The following is a 25,928-nucleotide window of genomic DNA, read 5'->3' on the forward strand; positions in this document are numbered from 1 at the left end:
TCCGCGCGGCAGGGCCGTTCGGCCCGTCCCGGAGCGGTTCCGACCCGGCCGGATCGTGCCGGAACGGCCCCGGCCTTCGATCCCTTCACCCCGTCACCACCAGCTCCACCCGGTCCGCCGCGAATTGCGAGCGCGTCGCCTGGATCGGCACGCCGTGCTGGTCGAGGTTGACGCTCTCCGTCACCAGCACCACCCGCCCGGGCGCCAGCTCCAGCAGCGCGGCCTCGGCGGCATCCGCCGGGCGGGCGGTGATCCGCGTCTCCAGCCGCCGGTAGTCCGTCACGCCGAAGGCCGCGTAGGCGCGGGTCAGCGAGCCCGCCTCGGCATAGGCGCGGTCGATGCCGGCGAAGCGGGGCAGGGGCAGGCAGGCGCGGCCCATCGAGATCGGCGTGCCGTCGGCGCGGTGGCGCGTCAGCATCTCCAGCACCGGCGCCCCGGCCGCGATGCCGAGCGCCGCCGCCAGCGCCGCGCCGGCCGGGACCTCGGTGGCGGCGATCAGGTCGCCATAGGCCTCCCGCCCGGCGCCGGAGACGATCTCCGAGAAGCGGGTGCGCGCGCCGATCGGGTAGCGCAGCGGCGCCGCCTCCACGAAGCTGCCGCTGCCCTGCGCGGAGCGGATCAGCCCGCGCTCGGCCAGCGCGGCGAGGGCGCGGCGCACCGTGTGACGGTTGACGCCGAAGCGGGCGGCGAATTGCGCCTCGGTGGGCAGGCGCTCGCCCGGGCCGGGGCGGCCGGCGGCGATCCCGGCCTCCAGCGCGTCGGCGATCTGCTTCCAGGCGGCGACGCCGGCATCGCGTGGCAGCGGGGTGTCCATGGCGGCAGGCGTCCCAGATCCGCATCGCGTCATCAAGGCTTCACTTCCCACGGGCCCGCCGATTTGTCTATTAGAGCAGACAAGTTGTTCAGGGATGGGAGCCCGAACCGTGCCATCCGAATCCCGGGCCGGGACTTCCGGCCCTTCGCCCGCGACCGGGACCCACGCCGAGGCCCACGCCGGGGCGCACACGGAGGCGCGCCGCGCCGCCATGGCGCTCTGCGCCGAGGCCACGCTGCCGGAACTGCGCGCCGCGCTGGACGCGCTGGGCCCGACCGGCCCGCTCACCGAGCTGCGCCGCCCCGAGACCGGGCTGGTGATGGCGCGCGGCCGCGTCGGCGGCGACGGCGCCCGCTTCAACCTGGGCGAGGCGACGGTGACGCGCGCCGCGATCCGGCTGGCGGGCGGCGAGACCGGCTTCGCCTACCATCTCGGCCGCGACGCCGAGCGGGCGCGTGCCGCCGCGACGCTGGACGCGCTGTGGCAGGTGCCGGCGCGGCGCGCGGCGGTGGAGCGGGCGCTGGCGCCGGTCGCCCGCCGGCTCGCCGAGGCCGAGGCGCTGGCGGCGCGCCGCACCGCCGCGACCAAGGTCGAATTCTTCACCCTGGTCCGCGGGGAGGACTGATGCCCGCCATGAACGCCGCCCCCGAGGCCATCCCGCCCGCCATCCCGCCCGCCGTCCCTGGCACCATCCCGGCCGCCATCCCCTTGGGCTTCGCCGAGCCCTCCCTCGATTCCCAGCGCGTGTTCCGCGCGGTGCTGGAGGCGCTCGCCCGTCCCGGCCAGCCGCAGCGCCTCGCCGGGCTGGCCGACGCCCCGCGCCCGCTGACGCCGGAACTCGCCGCCATCGCGCTGGCGCTGGCCGACCACGAGGCGCCGCTCTGGCTCGACGCGCGGCTCGCCGCCGCGCCCGACGTCGCCGCCTTCCTGCGCTTCCACACCGGCGCGCCGGTCGTGACGGACCCGGCCGCCGCCGCCTTCGCCCTGGTCGCCGACCCCGCCGACTGCCCGCCGCCCGAGGCCTTCGCCGAGGGCACGCCGGAGGATCCGGACCGTTCCACCACGCTGGTGCTGGCGGTCGGCCACCTGACGGAGGGGATCGGCATGACCCTGGCGGGCCCCGGCATCCCCGGGCGCGTCCGCCTCGGCGCCGGCCCCCTGCCGGCCGACTTCGCCGCGCGGCTGCGGCGCAACGCGGCCGGCTTCCCGCTCGGGCTGGACCATCTGCTGGCGGCGCCGGGCCTGGTGGCCGGGCTGCCGCGCTCCACCCGGCTCGTCGCGGAGGGCTGACGCCATGTACGTGGCCGTGAAGGGCGGCGAGGCCGCCATCGCCAACGCCCACCGCCTGCTGGCGCATGAGCGCCGCGGCGACCCGTCGGTGCCGGAGCTGGGCCTCGACCAGATCGGGGAGCAGATGAGCCTGCTGGTGGCGCGGGTGATGACCGAGGGCTCGCTCTACGACCCCGGCCTCGCCGCGCTGGCGATCAAGCAGGCGCGCGGCGACGTGGTGGAGGCGGTGTTCCTGCTGCGCGCCTGCCGCACCACCCTGCCGCGCTTCGGCGCCGCCGAGCCGATCGACACCGGCGCGATGCGGGTGCGCCGCCGCGTCTCGGCGATCTTCAAGGACCTGCCGGGCGGGCAGGTGCTGGGGCCGACCTTCGACTACACGCACCGGCTGCTGGACTTCACCCTCGCCGCCGGCCTGCCGCCGCCCCCGCCCGCCGAGGCGCCCGTGGAGACGCCCGTGGAGACGCTGGCGAACGGCGCGCGCATGCCGCGCGTCGCCTCGCTGCTCGGCGAGGAGGGGCTGATCGAATCGGGCGGCACGGACGACCCGGACGCGCCGGTGCCGGACCTGACGCGCGAGCCCGTCTCCTACCCCGCCGACCGGGCGCTGCGCCTGCAGGCCCTGGCGCGCGGCGACGAGGGCTTCGTGCTGGCGCTCGGCTACTCCACGCAGCGCGGCTTCGGCCGCACCCACCCCTTCGCCGGCGAGATCCGCCACGGCGAGGTGGCGCTGGAATTCACGCCCGAGGAGCTGGGCTTCCCGGTGCCACTCGGCCGCGTCGCCGTGACCGAGTGCGAGATGGTGAACCAGTTCCACGGCTCCGCCGAGCGGCCGCCGCAATTCACCCGCGGCTACGGCCTCGCCTTCGGCCAGTCCGAGCGCAAGGCCATGGCGATGGCGCTGGTGGACCGCGCCCTGCGCGCCGAGGAGCTGGGCGAGGAGACCAGCGCCCCGGCGCAGGACCAGGAATTCGTGCTCTCCCACTGCGACAGCCTGCAGGCGACCGGCTTCGTCGAGCACCTGAAGCTGCCGCACCACGTCGATTTCCAGGCCGAGCTGGTGCTGCTGCGCCGGCTGCGCGCCGAGCACGCGGCGCGGTACGCCGCGCGCGAGGCGGCGACCGGCGCGGCATCCGACGATGCCGCCGAACCCTTCCAGGAGGCCGCTGAATGAGCGCCGTGAGCGAGACCCGCGAGCAGGCGCTCGCCGGCTACAATTTCGCCTATCTCGACGAGCAGACGAAGCGGATGATCCGCCGCGCCATCCTCAAGGCGGTGGCGATCCCCGGCTACCAGGTGCCCTTCGCCAGCCGCGAGATGCCCATGCCCTATGGCTGGGGCACGGGCGGGGTGCAGGTGACGGCCGCCGTGCTCGGGCCGGACGACGTGCTGAAGGTGATCGACCAGGGCGCCGACGACACCACCAACGCCGTCTCCATCCGGCAATTCTTCGAGCGCACCGCCGGCGTCGCCACCACCACCCGCACCGCCGAGGCGACGGTGATCCAGACCCGCCACCGCATCCCGGAGGCGACGCTGCGCGCCGGCCAGGTGCTGGTGTTCCAGGTGCCGATCCCGGAGCCGCTGCGCTTCCTGGAGCCGCGCGAGACCGAGACGCGCCGCCTGCACGCGCTGGCGGAATATGGGCTGATGCACGTGAAGCTCTACGAGGACATCGCGCGGCACGGCCACATCGCCACCACCTACGCCTATCCGGTGGAGGTCTCCGGCCGCTACGTGATGGACCCCTCGCCGACGCCGAAATTCGACAATCCGAAGATGGACGACTGCGCCGCGCTGCAATTGTTCGGCGCGGGGCGGGAGCGGCGAATCTACGCCGTGCCGCCGCACACGCGGGTGCGCAGCCTCGACTTCGCCGACCATCCCTTCGAGGTGCAGCGCTTCGACCGGCCCTGCGCCCTCTGCGGCGCCGCCGATTCCTATCTCGACGAGGTGGTGCTGGACGATCGCGGCCGGCGCCTGTTCGTCTGCTCCGACACCGACCACTGCGCCACGCGCCGCGCCGAGGGCCATGTCGGTCCCGGCGAGGAGGAGGCCGCGCCATGAACGACGACCTGCCCCTCCTCTCCGTCGAGGGCCTGACGAGGCACTACGGCGCCCGGCTCGGCTGCGCCGACGTCGCCTTCGACCTGTACCCGGGCGAGGTGCTGGCGGTGGTGGGCGAGTCCGGCTCAGGCAAGTCCACCCTGCTCTCGCTGCTGGCGCAGGAGCTGCGCCCCGATGCCGGCCGCCTCCTGTACCGGCTGCGCGACGGCACGGCGCGCGAGCTGGGCGCCATGGGCGAGGCGGAGCGGCGCCTGCTGGCCCGCACCGAATGGGGCTTCATCCGGCAGGACGCGACGCAGGGCCTGCGCATGGCGGTCTCGGCCGGGGGCAATGTGGGCGAGCGGCTGATGGCGCTCGGCCGGCGCCACTACGGCGAGATACGCGGCACCGCGGCCGAGTGGCTGCGCCGGGTCGAGATCGACGTGGCGCGCATCGACGACACGCCGCGCGCCTTCTCGGGCGGCATGCGCCAGCGCCTGCAGATCGCGCGCAACCTCGTCACCGCGCCCCGCCTCGTGCTGATGGACGAGCCGACCTCGGGCCTCGACGTCTCGGTGCAGGCGCGTCTGCTCGATCTGGTGCGCGGGCTGGTGGCCGAGCTGGGCCTCGCCGTGGTGATCGTGACGCACGACCTCGCCGTGGCGCGGCTGCTCTCGCACCGGATCATGGTGATGCGGCGCGGCCGCGTCATCGAGACGGGGCTCACCGACCAGGTGCTGGACGACCCGGCCGAGCCCTACACCCAGCTTCTCGTCTCCTCGGTGCTGGCGGCATGAGCATGCAACCGATCCTTCTTCTCGACGGCGTCGGCAAGACCTTCACCCTGCACCTGCGCGGCGGCGCCCGTCTGCCGGTGCTGGAAGGGGTCTCGCTCTCGCTCTCCCCCGGCGAGTGCGTGGCGCTCGGCGGCCCCTCCGGCACGGGGAAGTCCTCGCTGCTGCGGATGATCCACGGCAATTACCGCTGCGACCACGGCAGCATCCGCGTGCGCGACGGCGCCGAATGGGTGGATGTCGCCACCGCCGCGCCGCGCCGCGTGCTGGCGCTGCGCCGCGACGTGATGGGCTATGTCAGCCAGTTCCTGCGCGTCATCCCGCGCGTCGGCGCGCTCGACCTCGTGGCGGCGGCGGCGCGGGAGGGCGGGCTGGACGCTGCGGCGGCGCGGGAGCGGGCGCGGCGCCTGCTCTCGCTGCTGAACCTGCCGGAGCGGCTGTGGGACCTGCCGCCCGCCACCTTCTCGGGCGGCGAGCAGCAGCGCGTGAACATCGCCCGCGGCCTCGCCGCCGACCGGCCGCTGCTGCTGCTCGACGAGCCCACCGCCTCGCTCGACGCGCGCAACCGCGACGTGGTGGTCTCGCTGATCCGCGAGAAGCGCGCCGCCGGCACCGCCATCCTCGGCATCTTCCACGACGCGGCGGTGCGAGACGCGGTGGCCGACCGGGTGCTGGACGTCGCCCGCTTCGCCCCCGCCGCCGACCTTCCCGCCGCTGAGGCCGAGGCCGCCTGATGTCAGACATCCACGACGTCGTCGAGAACGCCACGCTGGTCCTGCCGGACCGCGTGCAGCGCGGCTGGATCGCGGTCAGCGAGGGGCGGATCGAGGAGATCGGCGAGGGGCGGGCGCCGGAGCGCGGCCTCGACCTCGGCGGCGACCTGCTGCTGCCCGGGCTGGTCGAGCTGCACACCGACCACCTGGAAACCCACTACATGCCGCGCCCCAAGGTGCGCTGGCACCCGCTCGGCGCCGTGCTCGCCTACGACGCGCAGATCGCGGCCGCCGGCATCACCACCGTGTTCGACAGCCTGCGCGTCGGCAACGACCCCGATGGCGGCGGCCTCGGCGGCGAGCTGTTCACCCTGGCCGAGACGCTGGACGAGGCGCGCCGGCACGAGGTGCTGCGCGCCTCCCACCGCACGCATCTGCGCTGCGAGATGCCGACCACGGACGTGATGGAATCGCTGGAGCGGTTCGCCGGCGCGCACCGCATCGGCCTGCTCTCGCTGATGGACCACACGCCGGGGCAGCGCCAGTTCCGTGACCTCGACAAGTACTTCATCTACGCCCGCAAGACCGGCCGCAGCCAGGAGGAGATCCGCGCCGGCACCGAGCGCCGCATGGCCAAGGGGGCCGCGCTGACCGCCGAGATGCGCCCCCGGCTGGTGGAATTCGCCCGCCGCCACCGGCTGCCGCTCGCCAGCCACGACGACACCACCGAGGCCGACGTGGCGCAGGCCGTGGCGGAAGGCGTGAGCCTCGCCGAATTCCCCACCACGCCGGAGGCCGCCACCGCCTGTCACGCCCAGGGCATCACCATCGTGATGGGCGCGCCCAACCTGCTGCGCGGCGGCTCCCACTCCGGCAACGTCTCGGCCGAGGCGCTGGCGGAAGCCGGGATGCTCGACATCCTCTCCTCGGACTACGTGCCGGGCAGCCTGCTGATGGCCGCCTTCGAACTGCCGCGCCGGGTGCCGTCCATCAGCCTGCCGCAGGCCATCGCCTGCGTGACCGCCAACCCGGCCCGGGCCACGGGGCTGACGGACCGGGGCGAGCTGGCCATCGGCCGGCGCGCCGACCTGGTGCGGGTGCGGCTGGCGGGCGAGATGCCGGTGGTGCGGCAGGTGTGGCGCGAGGGCCGGCGGGTCTCCTGACGGGCACCGTCGGCTTGTTGGGGCGGGGGGATGGTGACGTGCGCGGGAGCCGCTGCGTGAACGCGGTCGGGCTGCGGCGGCACGGCCCGTGATGTCGGCCCGCCTCCCGGACGCACGCCCCTTGGCACGCCCCCCTGGCACGCCCCCTGGCGGCGCGGCGCGGCGCCGGCCGGCGGTGCCGCGGTCGCGGCGGCGGTAAAGGTTGTCGATCCGGTCGCGCGCGGAAGGGGGGCGTCGTGCCGGACCGGCCGACCTGAACCGCCTCATCCGGCGGTGCCGGGCCGAGGCACCGTCCGTGCCGGCGGACGGTGCCGTCCGCGTCAGAACACGTAGCGCAGCCCGCCGCGCCCGCCCCAGTCGCGGGTGACGTCGGAGAACTGCGCGATGCCGTCCACGAAGAAGGTGAGCCCGGGCCGCACCGTCAGCCCGGCGCCGAGGGTGAAGCGCGCCGCGTCCCGCGCCGGCCGGGTGCCGGCGGCGACGAAGTCCGAGCCCGGCAGCGCGACCAGGGCCGGCGAGAGGTTGCGGCGGTCGGCGTATTCGTGCACCCAGCTCACCCCCGCCTGCGGCGCGAGCACCCAGCCCGGCCCGACCGGCAGCGCCGTCGCCACGCGCAGGCCGAGGCTCTGCGGCGCGGAATGCGTGCTGGCATCGCGCGTGCGCAGCGCCAGCGTGCCCTCCCCGGCGCCGGAGCGCTCGCGGAAGCCGTCGGTGCGCAGCTCGGCCAGGTCGATCGCGTAGTAGGGCGTCAGGCGCACGGCGCCGGCGGCGAAGTCGTGCCCGATCTCCAGGCGGCCGCGCAGCTCCTGCGCGTCGTAGCTGGCGGTCAGCCGGTCCACGGCCAGCCCGCCGAAGCCGCCCGCATAGCGGGTGGTGTCGTTCGAGAAGCCGGAATGCTGCACCCCGACGAAGGCGTAGGTGGCGCCGAGCCGGTACTCGCCGTGCAGGCCGAGATGGTAGCCGGAGAGGTTGCCGGTGGTGGCGCGCGACTTCGCCGTGAAGCTGCCGTCGCTGCCGCCGGCCACCACGCCGAGGGTGAGGCGGTCGTTCGGCCGGTAGTCGAGGCCCAGCAGCCCGCCCCACACGCCGGCCTGGAGCGTGGCGCTGCCGAGCGCGGCGTCGCCCGAGGTGGTGCCGCTGCGGCCGAAGATGGTGGTCCAGACCTGCCACGGCCCGACGCGCGTGGCGCCCGGCGCGGCGGCGCCGGCGCGCTGGCCGATCATGTGGTTGGAGACGGCATCCATCGCCAGCTCGCCCGCGAGCAGGCCGGCGGTCCGGGAGCCGGAGAGCCCGTCGCCGGCCATGCCGGTGAAGGCGGTGCGCGCCTGCGGCGCGGAGAGGCCGCTGACGCCGTTGACGATGCCGCTGCCGGCCACCGAGTTGATGCCCGGCGCCACGCGGTCCAGCGCCGAGGCGACGGCGCGCTGGTTGCCGGTGGCGGCGACGGCGGCGAAGGCGAGGTCGTTGCGGTTCAGCGTCAGCGTCACCGTGCCGGTGTCGTAGGCGAGGGTCGGGCTGAGGAAGGCGAGGTTGCTGGTGACGCCGTCGAAGCGGCCGTTGACGCCGCCGGTCGCCGTCAGGATGCCGTAGCGCGTGCTGGCCCGGTACAGGCCGGCGCCCGCGTTCACCGCGACGGTGCCGCCCTGCAGCGTGGCGCTGCCGTTCACCCGCGCGGCGTCGCTGCCCGTGGGCGTGGCGCGCACCGCGTAGGTGGAGCCGGCGGCCATGGTCAGGTTGCCGTTCACCGTCAGCGTGCCGAGCGCGGTGGAGGCGCCCGGCGCCAGCGTGCCGCCGCGGTTCACCGTGACGGCGCCGACCGTGCCCGCGCCGGCCAGCGTGCCGCCGGCGTTCACCGTGCTGGCGGAGGTGATGGCGCCGTCCACCTCCAGCGTGCCGCCGTTGACGGTGGTGGGGCCGGCGTAGGTGTCGTTGCCGGTCAGGATCAGCCGGCCGGTGCCGTTCAGCGTCAGCCCGCCGGCGCCGCCGATGTCGTTGTTCCAGGAATCCTGCGCGTTGAAGCCGCCGAGCGCGGCGTTCATGGTGACGTTGACGTTGCCGTTGAAGGCCCCGTAGCCGTCGGCGGCGGCGTAGAGGTTGAGCCGCGCATAGCCCGAGCCGTCGTCGAGCGGCTGGCCGGAGGGCAGCTCGGTGGTCGCCAGCACCTCGCGCCGCTGGTCGGCGGAGAGGTAGGGGAAGCGCGTGGCGAGCAGCACCTCGGCGCCCGTGGGCACCACCGGGGCGAGGTTGGTCGGCCCGACCGGGTCGAGCCCGTAGGTCAGGGTGTAGCGGTAGAAGGCGCGGTTGGCGGCGGCGCCGGCGAAGCGGTCGGCGGTGCCGGCGTTCGCGGCGCAGGCGGCGAGGCCGCCGTCGCAGGTGGCGAGCAGCGCGCGCAGGTCGCCGGTGGCGCTGGCGAACAGCGCCTGGAAGTCGTTCGTGCTGGTCGCGGTCGCGGAGAGCGCCTGGTTCGTGTAGAGCGGGCTGTTGTTGAGCATCTGCACCAGCCCGTAGAGCGTGTGGATGCGCGCCCCGATCACGTCGAGCGGGTAGTGGGCGCCGACGACGACGCGGCTGTAGCCGTATTCGGCACCGCGCGTCAGCATCTGCTGGAAGCGCTCCGGCACCATCAGCGCGAGCAGCGTCGAGGCGGTGAAGCCGAAGGCGGAGTGGCCGCTCGGGAAGGCGGCGTTGCTGCGCAGCGTCGGGACGATGTCGGCGAGGTTGTTGGTCGGAACGCCGAAGAAGTCATTGTAGGTGAAGCCCTGGTAGCGCGGCAGCGCCACCTGGGTCGGCCGGCTGTTGCCGATCAGGTTCACCGTGCTGGCCGGCGGGTCGTAGGCGCGGTCGTAGACGTTGAACACGCCGCCCGCGGGCAGCGAGATGCCGGTGGCGGGCGAGGAGACGCTGCCGTTGCTGCTGCCGTTGGCGAGGAAGTTCTTCGCGAAGGCCGAGTCCGAGCCGGTCAGCGTCGTGGCCTGGTACATCAGCGCCTGGAAGGCCGGCGAGAGCGCCGTCGCCGAGTAGTTCGCCGCGACCGTGTTGCGGCCGGCGAAGGTGGCTTGGAGCTTCGGCCCCAGCCCGTCCGCCACCAGCAGGCCGTTCTGGAAGGAGGCGATCAGCGCGCCGATCGTATTGTCGCTGATCGCCTGGGCGCGCTGCGCCGCGGTCGAGTTGTTGTTGATCGAGATCGCCGTGGCGAGGTTCTCGTCCAGCACCGTGCGCCCGGCCTGCGTGTTCAGCAGCAGGCTGAAGCCGGAGAGCAGGCCGGTGGCCTGGATGTTGGCCGCCGTCTGCGCGGAGACGGCCCCGGGGCAGGCGGCGAAACCGAGCAGGGCGGTGGAAAGCAGCAGGTAGCGACGCATCACGCGGCCTCGAACGTTACGGCCGCGCCCAACTAGGCCGGGTTCGTGACGAGTGGATGACGGTAGCGTTTTGAATTCGGGTCATGACGGAAGCGGCCGGGGCGGTTCAGCCGGCTGACCCGGCGCGGCGGGGACGCGGCCGGGGCGCCGGAGAAGGGGCCGGCCGGGCGCCCCGGCGCATGCCCGCGTGACGGAATGCTTGACAGCCGGCGCCGCGTCGGCGCAACAAGCGGGTATTGAAAAACAAAAGTTCGCATTCCGATCATCCCTTGGGGACGATCGAAGCGATCCGGGAACCGACATGTCCTCGCGCCCCGACTTCCTGTCCGTCGCTGCCCGAGGCACCCGCCACCGGGGTGCCAGGCGATGAGCCGGCGCGCCGGGGCGGCGCCGGGCACGCCCGCCGAGAACCCGAAGAACCTCGTCCAGTCCGCCGCCAAGGTGTTCGCGGTGCTGCAGGCCTTCGGGCCGGACCTGCCCGAGCTGACCGTCTCCGAGGTCGCCGCCCATGCCGGCTTCGACCGCGGCACCGCCTTCCGCCTGATCCACACCCTGGTCAGCCTCGGCTACCTGCGCGCCGTGCCCGGCACGCGGCGCTTCCGCCTGGCGCTGAAGTGCCTGGAGCTGGGCTTCGCCGCCCTCACCGCGCGCGGCCTGCCGGCCCATGCCGCGCCGCTGCTGCGCGCGCTGGTGCCGGGCACCGCCGACGCCGCCTCGCTCGGGCTGCTGGAGGCGGGCGAGGTGGTCTATCTGGAGCGGGTGCAGGCCGGGCTCTCCCGGCAGGGCGTGGTGCGCCGCCCGGGCAGCCGCGCCGGCGCCTACGCCACCGCGCTCGGGCAGGCCATGCTCGCCTACCTGCCGCGCGAGGAGCAGGTGGCGCAGCTCCAGGCGGTCGAGCGGGTGAAGCTCTCGGAGCGGACGCTCACCGACCTCGACGCGCTGCTGGCGCGGCTGGAGCAGGTGCGGGCGCAGGGCTACGCCGTCTCGGACGGCGAGAACGCCTACGGGCTGCGCACCGTGGCGGCGCCGGTGCTCGATGCCGCCGGGCTGCCGCAGGCCGGCATCAGCCTGACCATCCATTCCGACCGCATGCCGCTCGACGAATTCGTCGCCCGCGCGCTGCCCGAGGCGCGGCGCGTGGCGGGCGAGCTGGCCGAGGCGGTGCGGCTCTCGCTCGGCGCCATCGGCCGGACGGAGGCGGCATGAGCACGCCCCGGCCCTCCCCCACCCTGCGCCTGCTCGCCGACGACCTGACCGGCGCGCTCGACACGGCGGCGGAATTCGTCGGGCTGGTCGGGCCGGTGCCGGTGTTCTGGCATGGCGCGGTGCCGGAGGCGCTGCCGCCCGGCGCCGCCATCGACACCGGCACGCGCGAGGCCGGTCTGGACGCGGCGCTGGCCGCCGTCGGCGCGGCCGCCCCGGCGTTGCGCGGCGGCACCATCGCCTACCGCAAGCTCGACAGCCTGCTGCGCGGGAACTGGGCCGCCGAGGTGGCGGCCTGCTGGCACGCCGGCGGCTGGACGCATGGCGTGTTCGCCCCGGCCTTCCCGCAGCAGCGGCGCGTGACGCGCGGTGGCCGTCATTATGCGGCGTCGGGCGAGGGCTGGGCGCCGGTCGGCGGCGATCTGGTCGCGGCGCTGCGCGCGGCGGGCCTGCCGGCGCTGCCGGGCCGCCCCGACGCGCCGCTGCCGCCCGGCCTTTCCGTGTTCGACGCCGAGACCGAGGCCGATCTGGAACGCATCGCCGCGATCGGCCGCGGCGCCGGTATGCCCGTACTGTGGTGCGGCAGCGGCGGGCTGGCGCGCGCGCTGATGGGCGAGGCACGGGTGGCGGCGGACACGGCGCTGCGCGGCCCGGTGCTCGGCCTGTTCGGCTCCGACCAGGGCGCCACGGCGCGCCAGCTCGCCGCCTGCGGCGCGCACTGGCATCGCCTGCCCGATGGCGGGGCGGCGAGCGCCGCGCGCCTCGCCGCCCATCTCGGCGCGCACGGCGTCGCGCTGGCCAGCCTCGACCTGCCGGACGGCACCGCGCGCGACGCGGCGGCGCGCCGCATCGCCGACGCGCTGGACTCGCTGGCGCAACGCCTCGGCCCGCCCGGCACGCTGATCGTGGCCGGCGGCGAGACTCTGAAATCCCTCTGCCTCGCCCTCGGCACCGGGGCGCTGGTCGCCACGGGCCAGGTGGCGCCGGGCGTGCCGCGCTCCGCGATGCGCGGCGGGCGCTGGGACGGCGTCGAGGTCGTGTCGAAATCCGGGGCCTTCGGCGGGGACGCGCTGTGGCGCGACCTGCTCGCGGAGAACGGCCTCATCAGCGGAAAGATCGAAGCATGAAGCCGCGTCACCTCGCCATCACCATGGGCGATCCGGCCGGGATCGGCCCCGAGATCATCGTCAAGGCCGCCAAGGCGCTGCGGCCGCGGCTGGAGGCGGGCGAGCTGGGCCTGCTGGTGATCGGCAGCAACCCGGCGCTGGAGCGCGCCCGCGCCCTGCTGGACGGGCCGGCGATCCCCGAGGTGACGGCCGAGGGCCGCGACTGGCCGGCGCTGTGCTGCCTCCAGGCCGGCCCCGAGGGCGAGCCGATCCTGCCGGGCAGGCTTTCCGCCGATGGCGGCCGCTTCGCCTACCTCGCCGTGGAGCAGGGCGTGACGCTCGCCCTCGCCGGCCGCATCGGCGGCATCGTGACGGCGCCGCTGAACAAGGAGGCGCTGAACCTGGCCGGCTACCACTATGCCGGCCACACCGAGATGCTGGCGGCGCTGACCGGCCGCAAGGGCTCGGTGATGCTGCTGGCGCACGGCAACATGCGCGTCAGCCACGTCTCCACCCATGTCGCGCTGGAGGACGTGCCCAAGCGCCTGACGCCGGAGCGGCTGCGCTTCGTGCTGGACGAGACCGACGCGGCGCTGAAGGGCCTCGGCATCGCCGCGCCACGCATCGCCGTCGCCGCGCTGAACCCGCATGCGGGCGAGGGCGGGCTGTTCGGCCGCCAGGACATCGACGTCTCGGCGCCGACCATCGCGAAGGCGAACGCGGACGGCATGACCGTGTTCGGCCCGGTGCCGGGCGATACGGTGTTCGTGAAGCTGCGCGCCGGCCAGTACGACGCGGTGGTCGCCATGTACCACGACCAGGGCCACATCCCGGTGAAGCTGCTGGGCTTCGAGATCGACCCGGCGACCGGCAAGTGGATGGACCTTTCGGGCGTGAACATCACGCTCGGCCTGCCGATCATCCGCACCTCGGTCGATCACGGCACCGCCTTCGACATCGCCGGCAAGGGCATCGCCAACGAGCGCAGCCTGATCGAGGCGATCGAGTACGCCGAGCGTCTCGCCGCCTCCCGCGCCGACCTGCCGGCCGCCGCCTGAACGGGAGCGAGCGCATGAACCCGATCAACAGCCCGATCGAGCTGCTGCGCCCCGCGCGCATCGAATTCGGCTCCGGCACCCTCGCCCAGCTCGGCCCCTGGGCCCGGGAGAAGGGGTTGCACCGCATCCTCGTCGTGGCCGACGCCTTCAACGCCGCGCGCGTCGACCTGCTCGGCCTGCCGGGCGAGGTGACGGTGTTCGGCGAGGTGAAGCCCGAGCCCGACCTGCCGAACCTGGAGAAGGTTCTCGCCCTTGCAGAACGGGTGCAGCCCGATCTCGTGGTCGGCTTCGGCGGCGGCAGCGCCATGGATCTCGCCAAGCTGGTGGCGGTGCTGCCCGGCAGCGGGCAGACGCTGCACGACGTCGTCGGCCCCGAGAAGGTGAAGGGCCGCCGCGTCGCGCTGGCGCAGGTGCCGACCACCGCCGGCACCGGCAGCGAGGGCGGCACGCGCTCCCTCGTCACCGATCCGGCGACACAGAACAAGCTCGCCGTGCAGAGCCGGCACATGCTGGCCGACATCGCCGTGGTCGATCCCGACCTGACCATGACGGTGCCGCCCGCCGTGACGGCCGCGACCGGCGTGGACGCGATGGCGCACTGCGCCGAGGCCTTCACCAGCCGCAAGGCGCACCCGATCATCGACCTCTACGCGCTGGAGGGCATCCGCCTCGTCGGCCGCTACCTGCCGCGCGCCGTGGCCGACGGCTCGGACAAGGAGGCGCGCGCCGGCCTCGCCCTGGCCTCGATGTATGGCGGCTTCTGCCTCGGGCCGGTGAACACCACGGCCGGCCATGCCGTGGCCTACCCGCTCGGCACGCGCCACCACATCGCGCACGGCCTGGCCTGCGCGCTGATCTTCCCGCACACGCTGGCCTTCAACGCGCCGGCCGTTGCGGAGAAGACCGCGCTGGTGCTGGAGGCGCTGGGCGCCCGCCCCGCCACGGAAGAGGCGGCGGTGTTCGACGCCGCCTACGGCTTCTGCGAGCGCCTCGGCGTCGAGATGCGCCTGTCGGCGCTGAACGTGCCGGAGGACGACCTCGCCATCATGGCCGACGAGGCGCACGCCATCCGCCGGCTGCTCGACAACAACCCGCGCGAGCTGGGCCGGGACCGCATCCTGGCCATGTACCGGGCCGCGTACTGAACGAGAGACGGGAGGAGAACGAGAGATGTCGGTGGACGCGACACTGCCGGGGCCACGCGACGGCGTGCTGCGCCCGGCGCCGGACGATGCGGCGCGGGTACAGGCCTTCCTGCCTTCGCCCACCGTGCAGAGCCACGCCTCCTTCCTGATGCCGCTGGCGGATGGCAGCCTGGGCTGCGTCTGGTTCGGCGGCACGCAGGAGGGCGTGCCGGACATCTCCGTCTGGTTCTCGCGCCTCGAAGCCGGCAACGACCTGTGGACGCCGGCGGTGCGGCTTTCCGACGACCCGACGCGCTCGGAGCAGAACCCGCTGCTGTTCCCGGCGCCGGGCGGCAGGTTGTGGCTGCTCTGGACCGCGCAGGTCTCCGGCAACCAGGACACCGCCATCGTCCGCCGCCGCATCTCCGAGGATAATGGCCGCTCCTGGGGTCCGATCGAGACGCTGTTCGGCCCGCGCGCGGATGGCGGCACCTTCATCCGCCACCCGGTCGTGGTGCTGGACAACGGCGACTGGCTGCTGCCGATCTGGTCCTGCGTCACGCGGCCCGGCGAGAAATGGGTGGGCGACCTCGACTACAGCGCGGTGAAGATCTCCTCCGACCAGGGCCTCACCTGGAGCGAGCACCGCGTGCCGGACAGCCTGGGCTGCGTCCACATGAGCATCGTCGATCTGCGCGACGGCACGCTCGCCGCCTTCTACCGCAGCCGCTGGGCCGACAACGTGTACCGCAGCGAATCCCATGACGGCGGGAAGAGCTGGACCGCGCCGGTGCCGACCGACCTGCCGAACAACAACTCCTCCATCCAGGCGCTGCGGCTCGCCGACGGGCGCCTCGCCATGGTGTGCAACCCGTCCAGCGCCGCCGACGCCACGGAGCGCCGCGTCTCGCTCTACGACGAGATCGAGGACGAGGACCCGTCCGGCGCGGTGGAAGCGAAGCCCGAGCCCACGCCCACCCCTGGCGCCCGCTCCACCTTCTGGGGCGTGCCGCGCGCGCCGATGACGCTGGCGATCTCCGAGGATGGCGGCCGCACCTGGCCGCTGCGCCGCAACCTGGAGGTCGGCGACGGCTACTGCATGACGAACAATTCGAAGCAGGGCCTGAACCGCGAATTCTCCTACCCGACCGTCGTGCAGACGCCGGATGGCGATCTGCACGTCTCCTACACCTATTTCCGCCAGGCCATCCGGTACGTGCGCGTGCCGCTGGGCTGGGTGAACGCCGGCCGAGGACCCGCCCGATGACCGACACACCTTCGCGCCCGCAGGGCGTGTTCTGCGCCGCGCTCACCCCGCTCGACGCCGCGCTGAACCCCGACCACGGCGCCTTCGCCGAGCACTGCCACTACCTGATCGCCGAGGGCTGCGACGGCATCGCCCTGCTCGGCACCACGGGCGAGGCGAACTCCTTCTCCACCGCCGAGCGCCAGGCGCTGCTGGAGACCGCGGTGAAGGCCGGCATCGCGCCGCACCGGCTGCTGCCCGGCACCGGCGTCGTCGCCATCCCGGAGACGGTGGCGCTGACGCGGCACGCCCTCTCCCTCGGTGTCGAAACCATCGTGATGCTGCCGCCCTTCTACTACAAGGGCGTCACCGAGGACGGGCTGTTCGCCGCCTATGCCGCGATCGTCGAGCGCATCGCCGATCCGCGCCTGAAGGTGGTGCTGTACCACATCCCGCAGATGTCGGCCGTGCCGATCCCCGCCACGGTGATCGAGCGCCTGCTCGCCGCCTTCCCCGGCACCTTCGTCGGCATCAAGGACTCCTCGGGCGACTTCGCCAACATGGAGGCCCTGGCGAAGCGCTTCCCCGGCTTCTCCGTGCTGGCCGGCGCCGACCCGCTGATGCTGCCGCTGCTGCGCGCCGGCGGCGCGGGCTGCATCACCGCGACCTCCAACCTCGTCGCTGCCGACCTCGCCTTCGTGTACCGGAATCACGCCGACCCGGCGAAGGCCGACGCGGTGGAGGCGGCGCAGGCGCGCGTGGTCGCGGCGCGCAACCGCGCCTCGCGCTTCGCGCAGATGGCCTCGCTGAAGGCGATGACGGCGCAGCGCACCGGCAATCCGGGCTGGGAGCGCCTGCGGCCGCCGCTGCTGCCGCTCGCGGCCGAGGAGCGCGCGGCACTGCTGGCGGGGTGAGACGGCGGGGAGGCGCCGCCTCCCCGAACCCCTCCCGCCAAGGGGCGCCGCCCCCTGGAACCCCGCCAGGGTCGGACGCACTGCGTCCGACCAGGTTCCCGGACCTCCGCCGGCGTCGGGCCTCGCCGGTTGAAACGCACGAGGCCGGCAATCGAACGGGGGATCCAAGGAGGCTTCGCCCCTTGGCGGGGTTCGGGGCAGCGCCCCGATGCCCACACGCAAACGAAGAACCCCAGGAGGACTCCCCATGCAGCGCCGCCAACTTCTCGCCGGCATCGCCGCCGCCACCCTCGCCGCCCCCGCCGTGCGCGCGCAATCCGGCTGGCCGCACGAGAAGCCGATGCGCCTGATCTGCCCCTTCGCGCCCGGCGCCGCGACGGATGCGATGGCGCGCCTCGCCGCGCAGAAGCTGGGCGAGAAGCTCGGCGTTTCCGTGGTGGTGGAGAACCGCGCGGGCGGCGCCGCCGTGGTCGGCACCCAGGCCGTGTACCAGGCGCCGGCCGACGGCTACACGCTGCTCGGTTCCAGCCTCACCCACACCATGCTGCGGCACGTGCTGCGCAGCGTGCCCTTCGATCCGCAGGCCGACTTCACGCCGGTGGCGCGCACCGGCCGCACGCCGCTGCTGATGGTGATGAGCCCGAAGCGGCCGGAGAAGTCCATCGCCGAGATCACCGCCGCCGCGAAGGCGAAGCCGGCGGACTGGACCTTCGCCGTCAGCTCGCTCGGCGCGCCGGGGCATCTCGCCACCATCGACTACATGCACCGCACCGGCGTGCAGATCGAGGCGACCTCCTATCGCGGCACGGCACCGGCACTGACCGACGTCGCCGGCGGCAGCGCGCAATTGCTGATCGACGCGACTTTCGCGCTGCTCCAGGCCGCGCGCGGCGGGCAGGTGCGGCCGATCGGCATCTCCACCCTGCAACGCTTCCCGCTGGTGCCGGACATGCCGACCATCGTGGAGGCCGGGCTGCCCGGCTTCGAGCACTATTCCTGGTACGGCGTCTGGGTGCGCAAGGGCACGCCGGGCGAGATCGTCAACCGGCTCAACGCGATCCTCGTCGAGGCGATGCGCGAGCCGGACGTGCAGGAGCGCATGCGCGGCCTCGCCATCGAGGCCATCGCGCAGAGCCCGGCCGAGATCGAGCAGTACATCGCGCGAGAAGTGGCGAAGAACGCCGAGCTGCTGCGCATCGCGAACTTCCAGCCCGAATGAGCGCGACGGAGAAGCCGCTGGCGCTCGTCACCGGCGCCAGCTCCGGCATCGGCGCGGCCATCGCGCAACGCCTGTTGCGCGACGGCTGGCGCGTGGCCGGGCTGAGCCGGCGCGCGCCGGCCGAGGCGCCGCCGGGCTATGCGCACATCGCCGCCGATCTCGCCGAGCCGTCCGGGTTGCGCGCGGCACTGGCCGGGCTGCGGCCGACCGCGCTGGTGCACGCCGCCGGGCTGCTGCGCACCGGCCGGCTGGGCGAGCTGGACATCGCGGCGGGCGAGTCGATGTGGCGGCTGCATGTCGAGGCGGCGGCGCGTCTCGCGGACCTGCTGCTGCCGGAGATGCCCGATGGCGGCCGCATCGTGCTGCTCGGCAGCCGCACCGCGACGGGTGCCGCCGGCCGCAGCCAGTACGCGGCGAGCAAGGCGGCGCTGGTCGGCATGGCGCGCTCCTGGGCGGCGGAGCTGGCGCCGCGCGGCATCACGGTGAACGTGGTGGCCCCGGCCGCCACCGAGACGCCGATGCTGCGTGACCCCGCGCGCGCCGGCGTCGCACCGCGCGTGCCGCCGATCGGCCGCTTCATCCGGCCCGAGGAGGTGGCGGCGCTGGCCGCCTTCCTGCTCTCCCCCGAGGCCGGCGCCATCACCGGCCAGCAGATCGTGATCTGCGGCGGCAGCTCGCTGTGACGCCGCCGCGCCGCCGAAGCCCGCACCATGCCCGCTGACGCCACCCTGCCCGATGCCGCACTGATCGACGCGCTGCGCGGCATCGTCGGCGCACAACACGTCCTCACCGCCGCCGACGATCAGGAACCCTATGTGGTGGACTGGCGCGGCCGCTATCACGGCCATGCCGTCGCGGTGGTGAAGCCGGCGGGCACGGCCGAGGTTGCCGATGTCGTGCGTCTCTGCGCGGAGAACGGCGTGAACGTGGTGCCGCAGGGCGGCAACACCGGCATGTGCGGCGCGGCGACGCCGACCGCGCCAGGCCGCTCCGTGGTGGTGCGGCTCGACCGGCTGAACCGCATCCGCGCGGTCAGCCCGCTCGCCAATTCCATCACCGTGGAGGCGGGCTGCATCCTGCAGAACATCCAGGCGGCGGCTGAGGCGGTGGACCGGCTGTTCCCGCTCTCGCTCGGCGCCGAGGGAAGCTGCCAGATCGGCGGCAACATCGCCACCAACGCCGGCGGCACCGCCGTGCTGCGCTACGGCCCGACGCGCGAGCTGGTGCTGGGGCTGGAGGTGGTGCTGCCGGACGGCACCGTGCTCGACCGGCTGCACCGGCTGCGCAAGAACTCGACCGGCTACGACCTCAAGCAACTCTTCATCGGTGCCGAGGGCACGCTCGGCATCGTCACCGCCGCTGCGCTGAAGCTGTTCGCGCGGCCGCGCGTCTCGGCGCTCGCCATGGTGGCGCTGCCGGAGATCGAGACGGTGCTGACCCTGCTCGGCCGGCTGCGCGACGCGGCGGGCGACCGGCTCGGCAGCCTGGAGGTGATGTCGCGCGGCCAGATCGAGGTGATCCGCGAGAACGTGCCCGACGTCGCCATCCCCTTCGCGCTGGACGCCCCCTGGTACCTGCTGATCGAGCTGACCGACACGCTCGCCGGCACCGACCTGCGCACGCCGCTGGAGGCCGTGCTCGGCGAGGCGTTCGAGGCGAACCTGATCACCGACGCGCTGCTGGCCGAGAGCGAGGCGCAGGCGCAGGCGCTGTGGAAGATCCGCCACAGCGTCTCGGAAGGCAGCAAGCGCGCCGGCTACGTCGTCTCGCACGACAGCGCCGTGCCGCTGGAGCAGCAGGCCGCCTTCGCCCGCAACGTCGAGCGCCGCATCAACGAGGCGGTGCCCGAGGCGCGCGTGGTGATGCACGGCCATATCGGCGACGGCAACATCCATGTCCTCGGCATCCTGCCGCGCGACCGCTACCCGGACATGGAAGCGGCGGCGCCGGTCGTGCGCCGCATCAACGAGATCGTGGACGACGAGACGGCGGCGCAGGGCGGCGTGATCAGCGCCGAGCATGGCATCGGCCTCAGCAACCGCGCCCGGCTCGGCCGCGTGACGGGGGCCGCCGACCTGCAACTCATGCGCCGGATCAAGGCGATGCTCGATCCGCGGGGAATCATGAACCCGGGCAAGGTCCTGCCGGAACCCGCCTGACCGCCCCGTGAGGCCGGCGCGCCGTTCGGCGCGCCGGCAAGCCAGGAACACCGAGGCCACAACGCATGCTCGATCGCCGTACCCTGCTCGGGGCCATCGCCCTTGCCGCTCCCGCCCTGTTCGCCGGGCGTCGCGCCCAGGCGCAAGGCGACTGGCCCAGCCGCCCCGTCAAGCTGGTCGTGCCCTATCCGCCGGGCGGCGCCACCGACGTGATCGCCCGCCTCTACGCCGAGCGCATGTCCGGCATGCTCGGCCAGCCCGTGGTGATCGACAACCGCCCCGGCGCCAGCGGCAACATCGGCATCGACGCGGTGGCGAAGTCGGCGCCCGACGGCTACACCTTCGGCGCCGGGACGGTCAGCAATTTCTCGATCAACCAGTACCTGTACCGTCGCGTTCCCTACGACATCGAGCGCGACCTCGCGCCGGTCGCGCTGAGCTGGGAGTTCCCCAACATCGCCGTGGTCGCGACCGAGCGCGTACCGGCACGGACGCTCGCCGAATTCATCGCCTGGGCCAGGGCGAAGCCGGGCGGGGTGAATTACGGCTCCACCGGCGTCGGCACCACGACCCACCTCTCGGCGGCGATGTTCTTCAGCCGCATCGGCGTGGAGGCGACGCACATTCCGTTCCGCGGCGCTTCGCAGACCATCCCGGCGCTGCTCGCGGGCGACGTGGACTTCGCGCTGGACGGCGTCGCCTCCTACATGGCGCTGGTGCGCGGCGGGCAGATGCGCGCACTGGCCGTGACCAGCGCGGAGCGCTGGCACACCCTGCCGGAGGTGCCGACCATGGCGGAGGCCGGCATGCCCGACTTCGTCGTCACCGTCTGGGGTGGCTTCGTGGTGCCGGCGGGAGCGCCGCGCCCGATCGTCGACCGGCTCAACGCCGCGCTGAAGCAGGTGGCGCAGGATCCGGCCCAGGTCTCGCGCTTCGAGCAGATCGGCGCCCGCCCGATCTGGACCACGCCGGAACAGGCGGCCGAGCGCGCGGCGCGCGAGCGGCCGATGTGGCGCCAGCTCGTGCAGACCTCGGGCGCGCAGGCGGACTGAGACGCACGGCGGATGAACCTGACCTGTCCGGCCTCGATCCCCGCGCCACTGTCGACGGGCCGGCCAATTCCACCCCGCGTCTGAGACGGCTTCCGGCGGATCCGCTCGGATCGCGGGGCACGGTGTTCGATGCGAGGGCGGAGCCGTTCAGGGGATCGGCCGGCAGCCGTGCGGTACCCATGGCGACGTCCGCCGACCCGTCGCGGCACTGCCATGGCCCCCGCGCAAGGATCGCGGCGGTGAAGCCCTCCTAGAGCCGTCCTGCCGCAGGGCCGGTCGGGCGGTCCCGCCGCCCCATCCGGCAACGGCACGCCTTCGCGGGAAGGCCGGCACCCGGACCGTGGCGCCCCGGGCGACGTTCACCGCACCAGCCGCAGATTGGCGAGCTGCTGGGCGATCTCCCGGAACGCGGCCTGGAGCGCCGCCGCGTCGGGGCTGTTGAAGTAGTAGTCCGGCCGGCTGGCGCAGTTGCGGAACATGTTCTGGGTGGTGGCGTTGGTCAGGGCGAAGGTGATCGTGTAGACGCGGATTCCGGCGGCCTTGATGCTCTCGCAGAGGACCGAGGTCCGGCGGTTGAACTCGGCGAGGTAGCTGCTCTTGCTGACCGTCCCGACCCGCAGCCGGTTCTCGGACATCCGCCCGTACGCGGTGTAGTCGCTGTCGGGATTGGTCGCGGTCGCCGGGCGCGCGCCGCTGCATCCCGAGACGGTGCAGGACCCCGGCGCGCCGCCGCTCCAGTCGGCCAGGTCGTTGATCCCGTCGGTCAACAGGATCAGCACCTTGTCCATGTTGAGGGTATTGTAGGGCAACGGCATGTTCGGCACGCCCCAGAGGCCGTTCCAGCGTGGCGACAGGGTTGCCCAGCCCCATTGCAGGCCCTGGTTGGTGATGGTGCCGCCACGGTCGGGGCCGGCACGCAGGGCCGCGATCTCGGCGAGCAGGGTCGCCTTGGCCTGCGCCATGGCGGTCAACGCCCGCTCGCACCCCACGTTGGGGCCCACCTCGTAGACGCCTTCGTTGGGATGCTGCTGCGAGTCGCTCTTGGGCGATTCCGGGTTGGCCTCGGTGACGGTGCCGCTCGTGGTCGGCCATTCGTTGTCGCCGACCCAGGGCGCGTAGCGGTTCCGCGTGGAGGTCCACAGGAACGGCCGGAACGGCGCGGTCGTCGGCGGCGTGTCGGTCATGTCCTCGCCGCCCGAACGCGCCTCGACGCAGCCGCGCCAGACGGTGGGCGAGAAATCCGCCGCGCGATAGGAGCCCGAGGCGAGCCAGCCGGCATGGGAGCGACCGATGTTCACCGTGGTGGTATAGGGCACCAGCGACACCCAGAGGTTGGGCAGGCTGGCATTGTTCCCGAACAGCGTGTTGATCAGCTCGGTGGCGGCGTTGCGCAACGCGGCGATCTTGCTGCCCTGGCCGGAGCCGGCGGAATCCGACATCGATCCGGTGACGTCGAGCACCATCGCCAGTTCCATGCCGCGGTCCTGGCGCTGGGCGGACTGGTCGGCGGCGGCCGTCATGGTCTGGATGCCCGCCAGGCGCATGAAGCCCGTGGGCAGGGTCGCCCGGGCGCGGACACGCAGCACCTTGTTGTCGGAATCGGTCGAGATCACGAAATCGGCGGGCGCCACGACGGCGCCCAGATAGCCGCGGTTGGCGCTCGCCGGATCGCGGGTGAAGTTGGCCCAGAACCAGTTCCGCACCTGGGTATCGCGGTCGGGATCGAAGATGGCGCGCGCCCCCGCCAGGGCGGCGACATCCGTGGCGGCGACGAGGCGCGACTGAAGGAGGTAGAGCCGGGCAAGATCGGTCGCGAGGCCGACCATGAGCATCAGCGGCACCGCGGCCGCCGCGACGATCGCCGCCACCCCGCCGCGACGGCAGGCGGGAAGCCGGCGCAGGCGCCACAGCGGCCTCATGTCGTCACCTGCAGGATGCCGACGAGGCGCGGCCGCTGGAGCGAGAAGCTCCAGATCTCGACGAAGGTGCGCGGCAGCCAGTCGCGCGCCAGGGGCAGCACCCAGGGCTGGCGGCGCAGGAACACCTCCACCACCACCGCGCCCTGGCCCGCGGCGAGGCCCGGATCGGGAATGCCGGCACGGAAGCTCGCCCGCCCCCCCACCGTCCCGAAGGTGCTGGCGTAGCCGGACAGGCCGCGCGACTGCTGCCACAGCACCGTCGTGCCCGAGCCCGAATTCGCCAGGCCGGTGACGATCACGACGCCGCCGGAGCCGGTGACCGCCAGCGGATCGCCGATCCTTGCCGCCACGCCGAAGATGTCGTCGAGATCGTTCTGCCCGTTGCCGACACGCAGGCGCTGGTACTGCGTGACGATGTTGCAGACCTCGCTGGCGACGCGCTCGATCCGCAGCGCGTCGCGCAGCAGCCAGACGAAGTCGATCGTCGCCAGCGTCAGGACCAGCAGGACCGGCAGCAGGAGCGCGAACTCGATCGCCGAGACGCCACGTCGACCGCCTCGACGCCGCGGCACGGCGCCCGCCGACACGTATTCCCCCGCCCGCGCCACGCGACGGAACGCATGGCGGGCACCGCGCCGCCAGCCCGCCGCGATCCGCCCGCTCCACCACCCGCCGGGCCACGCCGGGCAGGCGGCCTTCCCCCTGCCCTGCCTGCCGTCCGCAGCGTCGCCCGTGCCGGCCCGGCATGACAGGGCCCTAGAAAGGCTCATTGCGAACCACCGTATGCGCCCGGTGCACGAAGAAGGAGCGTCCCCAGAGGCTCCGCGAGAGCGGCGCCAGGATGAAGGCGGGCTGCGTGTAGTCGAACTGGTACGTCACCATGGCGGCGGCCCCGCCCGCGCTGCCCGTGACCGCGCCGGTGCCGGTGCGCAGCGCGCCGGCATCGGCATAGGCAGCCAGGGAAACCGTCAGCCGGGCCGGATCGAGCACGCCCTGCCCGTAGTACAGCACGATCTGGCGCAACGCGGCCTCTCGCGAGGCCGGTGCCGGGCCGGGCAGCCAGTCCGGGCTCGCAGTGCCGAGCGCCCCGAAGCGGCTCGCCTGCCGCGCGCCGAAGTCGAGCGCCACGGCCGTGAGCATCTGCCAGCCCCCCTCGATCAGGCCGAGGAGCAGCATCAGCAGGATCGGCGCCACCAGGCCGAACTCGGCCAGCGCGCCGCCGCGACGCAGGCCCCACCGTATCACTGGCTGGCCAGCGCCAGCCGCCAGGCGTTGACGGCACCCCTGGCGCCGCCGCCCAGCTCCGGCGCCATCAGCCTCGCCGCGCGCGTGGAATCGCCCGCCGCCGCGTAGGCGAGGGCCAGGTTGTGCCGGGTGCGGCCGCCCGCATCGGCGCCGCCGGCAAGCGGCTCCAGCACCGAGACGGCCTCGCGCCCATGGCCGGACAGGGTCAGGGACAGGGCCAGGTTGTTGCGCGCGCCGGCATGGGTGGAATCGAGTGCCAGGGCCTCGCGGTAGCTGGCCTGCGCCTCCGCATGCCGCCCCTGCATGTCGAGTGCGACGCCGAGCAGCGAATGCGTGGCGGGGTCGCCCGGCGACCGCTGCACGGCGCGGCGCAGCGCGGCTTCGGCGTTCACGGCATCGCCGCCGAGCAGCGCCGCACGGCCGGCCTGGCGCGCATCGGCGGGCGCGGCGGCCGGGTAGCCGGCGGCCGGCGCTCCGGCCGCCGCGCCGCCGGGATGCTGCCCCGCGCAGGCCGCCAGCGTGAGGGGCAGCACGGTGGCGAGGGGGAGGAGACGGCGTCGCATGGCGGGCTCCGGTTTCAGGGGCGGCCGAACAGGTCCAGCACCCGCAGCATCGCGGGACCGCCGACCACGAGGAAAAGGCAGGGCAGGATGAAGATGATGGTGGGCAGGGTGAGCAGCGCGGGCAGCCGCGCCGCCCGTGCCTCGAAGACCATCAGCGCCTCGTGCCGCAGTTCGGCGGCAAGGACGCGCAGCGCCTGGGAGAGCGGCGTGCCGTACTGCAGCGTCTGCGCCAGCGTCCCGCCCAGCCGGCGCAGCGCCTCCAGCCCGGTGCGCTCGCCCATGTTCACCAGCGCGGTACGGCGATCCGACAGGATGCGCAGCTCGATCGCCGTCAGCGACAGCTCGGCGGCGATGGCCGGCGAGGCCTGCTCCATCTCGCCGGCGACGCGCTCCACCGCCGCTTCCAGCGGCAGGCCGGCCTCGGCGCAGATCACCAGCAGGTCCAGCGCGTCGGGCAGCCCCTTCGCGACCGCCTTGCGATGGCGCGTCCGCACCGAGCGCAGGACCAGATCGGGCGCGAGCAGGCCGACGCCGGCAGCGAGCGCGAGCATGACCGCCTGGCGGCTGGCGGTGGCGCCCTGGGTCGCGGCCCAGGCCAGCAGGGGCATGAGAAGAAGCAGCGCCGCCTTGGCACCCACGAACACCGCCACCGGCGCCGTGCCGCGGAAGCCTGCCGCGGCGACGGTACGCTGCAGCTCGGCGGCGGTGGCGATGTTCACGGCGCCGCTGCGCAGCACCAGCTCGCCGATACGGCGCAGCAGCCCCGGCAGCAGCCTGCCGCCGTGGCGGCCGGCAGCGACCCCACCCACCAGCCGTAGGCGCCTGACCAGCACCGCGTCGCGATGCAAACGGGGCAGCACCAGTGCCGCCAGGGCGAGGGCGCCCAGCAGCAGCGCGAGCAGCCAGGGCAGCAGCGCGGCGCGGCTCACCGCCGGCCCGCCCGC

General features: G+C 74.0%; 24 protein-coding genes. 17 read left to right on the top strand and 7 right to left on the bottom strand.

Annotated features, from left to right (window positions below):
• Nucleotides 1–85 precede the first annotated feature (85 nt).
• On the bottom strand, nucleotides 86–814 hold the full coding sequence (gene phnF, locus M0638_RS15165) for a phosphonate metabolism transcriptional regulator PhnF (protein ID WP_248667839.1): 729 nt from the start codon (nucleotides 812–814) through the stop codon (nucleotides 86–88).
• Nucleotides 815–923: 109 nt separating this feature from the next.
• On the opposite strand from phnF, the gene phnG reads away from it, so the two are divergent.
• The 7 genes from phnG to M0638_RS15200 are packed head-to-tail and all read left to right on the top strand — an operon-like array spanning nucleotide 924 to nucleotide 6,817.
• Complete coding sequence (phnG, locus tag M0638_RS15170) at nucleotides 924–1,439, top strand: phosphonate C-P lyase system protein PhnG (RefSeq protein ID WP_248667840.1); 516 nt, start codon at nucleotides 924–926, stop codon at nucleotides 1,437–1,439.
• On the top strand, nucleotides 1,439–2,104 hold the full coding sequence (gene phnH, locus M0638_RS15175) for a phosphonate C-P lyase system protein PhnH (RefSeq protein WP_248667841.1): 666 nt from the start codon (nucleotides 1,439–1,441) through the stop codon (nucleotides 2,102–2,104). Before phnG ends, phnH begins: the two co-directional genes overlap by 1 nt.
• 4 nt (nucleotides 2,105–2,108) lie before the next feature.
• The gene (locus M0638_RS15180) at nucleotides 2,109–3,275 is read left to right on the top strand and encodes a carbon-phosphorus lyase complex subunit PhnI (protein ID WP_248667842.1); all 1,167 of its coding nucleotides are present in this window, start codon (nucleotides 2,109–2,111) and stop codon (nucleotides 3,273–3,275) included.
• On the top strand, nucleotides 3,272–4,168 hold the full coding sequence (locus M0638_RS15185; RefSeq protein WP_248667843.1) for an alpha-D-ribose 1-methylphosphonate 5-phosphate C-P-lyase PhnJ: 897 nt from the start codon (nucleotides 3,272–3,274) through the stop codon (nucleotides 4,166–4,168). The genes M0638_RS15180 and M0638_RS15185 overlap by 4 nt, the downstream gene beginning before the upstream one ends.
• Nucleotides 4,165–4,944: a phosphonate C-P lyase system protein PhnK gene (phnK, locus tag M0638_RS15190; RefSeq protein WP_248667844.1), complete on the top strand. Its 780-nt coding sequence runs from the start codon at nucleotides 4,165–4,167 to the stop codon at nucleotides 4,942–4,944. Before M0638_RS15185 ends, phnK begins: the two co-directional genes overlap by 4 nt.
• Entirely contained in the window at nucleotides 4,941–5,675 is a 735-nt protein-coding gene (phnL, locus tag M0638_RS15195) for a phosphonate C-P lyase system protein PhnL (RefSeq protein WP_456316042.1), read from the top strand. Before phnK ends, phnL begins: the two co-directional genes overlap by 4 nt.
• Nucleotides 5,675–6,817, top strand: coding sequence for an alpha-D-ribose 1-methylphosphonate 5-triphosphate diphosphatase (locus M0638_RS15200; RefSeq protein ID WP_248667845.1), 1,143 nt, complete (start codon nucleotides 5,675–5,677; stop codon nucleotides 6,815–6,817). Before phnL ends, M0638_RS15200 begins: the two co-directional genes overlap by 1 nt.
• Before the next feature lie 320 nt (nucleotides 6,818–7,137).
• Here the strand turns inward: M0638_RS15200 and M0638_RS15205 are convergent, their stop codons facing one another.
• Nucleotides 7,138–10,176 (bottom strand): autotransporter outer membrane beta-barrel domain-containing protein, encoded by a 3,039-nt coding sequence (locus M0638_RS15205; RefSeq protein ID WP_248667846.1) that lies wholly within the window; start codon nucleotides 10,174–10,176, stop codon nucleotides 7,138–7,140.
• 366 nt (nucleotides 10,177–10,542) lie between these two features.
• On the opposite strand from M0638_RS15205, the gene M0638_RS15210 reads away from it, so the two are divergent.
• From M0638_RS15210 to M0638_RS15255, 10 genes are all read left to right on the top strand, one after another.
• On the top strand, nucleotides 10,543–11,382 hold the full coding sequence (locus M0638_RS15210; protein WP_248667847.1) for an IclR family transcriptional regulator: 840 nt from the start codon (nucleotides 10,543–10,545) through the stop codon (nucleotides 11,380–11,382).
• Nucleotides 11,379–12,506 carry a four-carbon acid sugar kinase family protein gene (locus M0638_RS15215; RefSeq protein ID WP_248667848.1) on the top strand — a complete coding sequence of 376 codons (1,128 nt, stop codon included), beginning with the start codon at nucleotides 11,379–11,381 and terminating at the stop codon, nucleotides 12,504–12,506. The genes M0638_RS15210 and M0638_RS15215 overlap by 4 nt, the downstream gene beginning before the upstream one ends.
• Entirely contained in the window at nucleotides 12,503–13,543 is a 1,041-nt protein-coding gene (gene pdxA / locus M0638_RS15220; protein ID WP_248667849.1) for a 4-hydroxythreonine-4-phosphate dehydrogenase PdxA, read from the top strand. The genes M0638_RS15215 and pdxA overlap by 4 nt, the downstream gene beginning before the upstream one ends.
• 14 nt (nucleotides 13,544–13,557) lie before the next feature.
• On the top strand, nucleotides 13,558–14,688 hold the full coding sequence (locus M0638_RS15225) for an iron-containing alcohol dehydrogenase (RefSeq protein WP_248667850.1): 1,131 nt from the start codon (nucleotides 13,558–13,560) through the stop codon (nucleotides 14,686–14,688).
• Between the two features lie 25 nt (nucleotides 14,689–14,713).
• Nucleotides 14,714–15,934 carry a sialidase family protein gene (locus M0638_RS15230; protein ID WP_248667851.1) on the top strand — a complete coding sequence of 407 codons (1,221 nt, stop codon included), beginning with the start codon at nucleotides 14,714–14,716 and terminating at the stop codon, nucleotides 15,932–15,934.
• The gene (locus tag M0638_RS15235; protein ID WP_248667852.1) at nucleotides 15,931–16,827 is read left to right on the top strand and encodes a dihydrodipicolinate synthase family protein; all 897 of its coding nucleotides are present in this window, start codon (nucleotides 15,931–15,933) and stop codon (nucleotides 16,825–16,827) included. The genes M0638_RS15230 and M0638_RS15235 overlap by 4 nt, the downstream gene beginning before the upstream one ends.
• A 247-nt stretch (nucleotides 16,828–17,074) precedes the next feature.
• Nucleotides 17,075–18,046: a Bug family tripartite tricarboxylate transporter substrate binding protein gene (locus tag M0638_RS15240; RefSeq protein WP_248667853.1), complete on the top strand. Its 972-nt coding sequence runs from the start codon at nucleotides 17,075–17,077 to the stop codon at nucleotides 18,044–18,046.
• Nucleotides 18,043–18,729 carry an SDR family NAD(P)-dependent oxidoreductase gene (locus M0638_RS15245; protein ID WP_248667854.1) on the top strand — a complete coding sequence of 229 codons (687 nt, stop codon included), beginning with the start codon at nucleotides 18,043–18,045 and terminating at the stop codon, nucleotides 18,727–18,729. The genes M0638_RS15240 and M0638_RS15245 overlap by 4 nt, the downstream gene beginning before the upstream one ends.
• A gap of 27 nt (nucleotides 18,730–18,756) precedes the next feature.
• Complete coding sequence (locus tag M0638_RS15250) at nucleotides 18,757–20,205, top strand: FAD-binding oxidoreductase (RefSeq protein ID WP_248667855.1); 1,449 nt, start codon at nucleotides 18,757–18,759, stop codon at nucleotides 20,203–20,205.
• A 65-nt stretch (nucleotides 20,206–20,270) separates the two neighbouring features.
• Nucleotides 20,271–21,257 carry a Bug family tripartite tricarboxylate transporter substrate binding protein gene (locus M0638_RS15255; RefSeq protein WP_248667856.1) on the top strand — a complete coding sequence of 329 codons (987 nt, stop codon included), beginning with the start codon at nucleotides 20,271–20,273 and terminating at the stop codon, nucleotides 21,255–21,257.
• 359 nt (nucleotides 21,258–21,616) lie between these two features.
• Here the strand turns inward: M0638_RS15255 and M0638_RS15260 are convergent, their stop codons facing one another.
• The 5 genes from M0638_RS15260 to M0638_RS29120 all read right to left on the bottom strand — a co-directional run bounded on the left by M0638_RS15260 (nucleotide 21,617) and on the right by M0638_RS29120 (nucleotide 25,913).
• Nucleotides 21,617–23,176 carry a Tad domain-containing protein gene (locus tag M0638_RS15260; protein ID WP_248667857.1) on the bottom strand — a complete coding sequence of 520 codons (1,560 nt, stop codon included), beginning with the start codon at nucleotides 23,174–23,176 and terminating at the stop codon, nucleotides 21,617–21,619.
• Nucleotides 23,173–23,748 (bottom strand): TadE/TadG family type IV pilus assembly protein, encoded by a 576-nt coding sequence (locus M0638_RS15265; RefSeq protein WP_248667858.1) that lies wholly within the window; start codon nucleotides 23,746–23,748, stop codon nucleotides 23,173–23,175. Before M0638_RS15265 ends, M0638_RS15260 begins: the two co-directional genes overlap by 4 nt.
• Before the next feature lie 184 nt (nucleotides 23,749–23,932).
• On the bottom strand, nucleotides 23,933–24,421 hold the full coding sequence (locus tag M0638_RS15270; protein WP_248667859.1) for a TadE/TadG family type IV pilus assembly protein: 489 nt from the start codon (nucleotides 24,419–24,421) through the stop codon (nucleotides 23,933–23,935).
• Complete coding sequence (locus M0638_RS15275) at nucleotides 24,418–24,984, bottom strand: tetratricopeptide repeat protein (protein ID WP_248667860.1); 567 nt, start codon at nucleotides 24,982–24,984, stop codon at nucleotides 24,418–24,420. The genes M0638_RS15270 and M0638_RS15275 overlap by 4 nt, the downstream gene beginning before the upstream one ends.
• A 14-nt stretch (nucleotides 24,985–24,998) precedes the next feature.
• Nucleotides 24,999–25,913 (bottom strand): type II secretion system F family protein, encoded by a 915-nt coding sequence (locus M0638_RS29120; protein WP_248667861.1) that lies wholly within the window; start codon nucleotides 25,911–25,913, stop codon nucleotides 24,999–25,001.
• Nucleotides 25,914–25,928: the final 15 nt, after the last annotated feature.

Origin of the sequence: Roseomonas acroporae (assembly GCF_023223525.1) — a bacterium.
Taxonomy (GTDB): domain Bacteria; phylum Pseudomonadota; class Alphaproteobacteria; order Acetobacterales; family Acetobacteraceae; genus Roseomonas_E; species Roseomonas_E acroporae.

Excerpts from the sequence above, each read along its gene's own strand:
- M0638_RS15210 (WP_248667847.1), top strand. The coding sequence starts at position 10,543 with ATGAGCCGGCGCGCCGGGGCGGCGCCGGGCACGCCCGCCGAGAACCCG.
- phnH (WP_248667841.1), top strand. The coding sequence starts at position 1,439 with ATGCCCGCCATGAACGCCGCCCCCGAGGCCATCCCGCCCGCCATCCCG.
- M0638_RS15235 (WP_248667852.1), top strand. The coding sequence starts at position 15,931 with ATGACCGACACACCTTCGCGCCCGCAGGGCGTGTTCTGCGCCGCGCTC.
- M0638_RS15250 (WP_248667855.1), top strand. The coding sequence starts at position 18,757 with ATGCCCGCTGACGCCACCCTGCCCGATGCCGCACTGATCGACGCGCTG.
- M0638_RS15240 (WP_248667853.1), top strand. The coding sequence starts at position 17,075 with ATGCAGCGCCGCCAACTTCTCGCCGGCATCGCCGCCGCCACCCTCGCC.
- M0638_RS15245 (WP_248667854.1), top strand. The coding sequence starts at position 18,043 with ATGAGCGCGACGGAGAAGCCGCTGGCGCTCGTCACCGGCGCCAGCTCC.
- M0638_RS15180 (WP_248667842.1), top strand. The coding sequence starts at position 2,109 with ATGTACGTGGCCGTGAAGGGCGGCGAGGCCGCCATCGCCAACGCCCAC.
- M0638_RS15205 (WP_248667846.1), bottom strand. The coding sequence starts at position 10,176 with ATGCGTCGCTACCTGCTGCTTTCCACCGCCCTGCTCGGTTTCGCCGCC.
- M0638_RS15260 (WP_248667857.1), bottom strand. The coding sequence starts at position 23,176 with ATGAGGCCGCTGTGGCGCCTGCGCCGGCTTCCCGCCTGCCGTCGCGGC.
- M0638_RS15230 (WP_248667851.1), top strand. The coding sequence starts at position 14,714 with ATGTCGGTGGACGCGACACTGCCGGGGCCACGCGACGGCGTGCTGCGC.
- M0638_RS15275 (WP_248667860.1), bottom strand. The coding sequence starts at position 24,984 with ATGCGACGCCGTCTCCTCCCCCTCGCCACCGTGCTGCCCCTCACGCTG.
- M0638_RS15215 (WP_248667848.1), top strand. The coding sequence starts at position 11,379 with ATGAGCACGCCCCGGCCCTCCCCCACCCTGCGCCTGCTCGCCGACGAC.
- M0638_RS15255 (WP_248667856.1), top strand. The coding sequence starts at position 20,271 with ATGCTCGATCGCCGTACCCTGCTCGGGGCCATCGCCCTTGCCGCTCCC.
- M0638_RS15200 (WP_248667845.1), top strand. The coding sequence starts at position 5,675 with ATGTCAGACATCCACGACGTCGTCGAGAACGCCACGCTGGTCCTGCCG.
- phnF (WP_248667839.1), bottom strand. The coding sequence starts at position 814 with ATGGACACCCCGCTGCCACGCGATGCCGGCGTCGCCGCCTGGAAGCAG.
- pdxA (WP_248667849.1), top strand. The coding sequence starts at position 12,503 with ATGAAGCCGCGTCACCTCGCCATCACCATGGGCGATCCGGCCGGGATC.
- M0638_RS15225 (WP_248667850.1), top strand. The coding sequence starts at position 13,558 with ATGAACCCGATCAACAGCCCGATCGAGCTGCTGCGCCCCGCGCGCATC.
- phnK (WP_248667844.1), top strand. The coding sequence starts at position 4,165 with ATGAACGACGACCTGCCCCTCCTCTCCGTCGAGGGCCTGACGAGGCAC.
- phnL (WP_456316042.1), top strand. The coding sequence starts at position 4,941 with ATGAGCATGCAACCGATCCTTCTTCTCGACGGCGTCGGCAAGACCTTC.
- M0638_RS15185 (WP_248667843.1), top strand. The coding sequence starts at position 3,272 with ATGAGCGCCGTGAGCGAGACCCGCGAGCAGGCGCTCGCCGGCTACAAT.